This window comes from Lactobacillus sp. C449L (assembly GCF_059900815.1).
The window spans coordinates 1-442 of the sequence record NZ_JBWXGA010000277.1 but is presented as its reverse complement, the minus strand read 5'-3'; the positions used below and the strand labels follow the sequence as shown (position 1 = coordinate 442).

The 442-nt window shown below is 67.0% G+C and carries 1 protein-coding gene; it reads right to left on the bottom strand.

Annotated elements, in window-relative coordinates:
• Positions 1 to 24: 24 nt before the first annotated feature.
• Positions 25 to 423 (bottom strand): DUF3307 domain-containing protein, encoded by a 399-nt coding sequence (locus AC2JF9_RS09375; RefSeq protein WP_500727232.1) that lies wholly within the window; start codon positions 421 to 423, stop codon positions 25 to 27.
• Positions 424 to 442: the final 19 nt, after the last annotated feature.

Below are 442 nucleotides of genomic sequence, written 5' to 3'. Positions count from 1 at the left end.
TCTCGGGACCTGAGCCTCCCCGCGTCAGAGGACGAGAAGCGCGAGAGCGAGCCCGATATTGGTGAGCTGGTGGAGCAGCTGGTCGAAGCCGAGCAGCCACCAGTAGCGCGCATCCTGCGGCGCCCAGCAGCCCCAGCGGCCGACGATCGTCTTGCCCCGATCCACGACGAAGTGAATCGCAAGATCGGCAAGCGCCAGCCACCAGAGCCCCGGCGCGACGACCAGGATGATGACGAGCGCCAGACCGGCGTGAGCGGCGGCGTGAGCGAGGAGCGGCTTCACCCAATGGTGGCGGCACTCCTTGCCGTGAGCGATCCAGCCCACCTGCAGCACGAAATCCGCCAGGAAATGCTTCACGCTGAAGGCCGCGGTCAGGGCCGCCATGGCCCAGACCGGAGTCCAATCGCTTGCCTGTGGAAGCATTCCGCGCGGTCACTCCGAA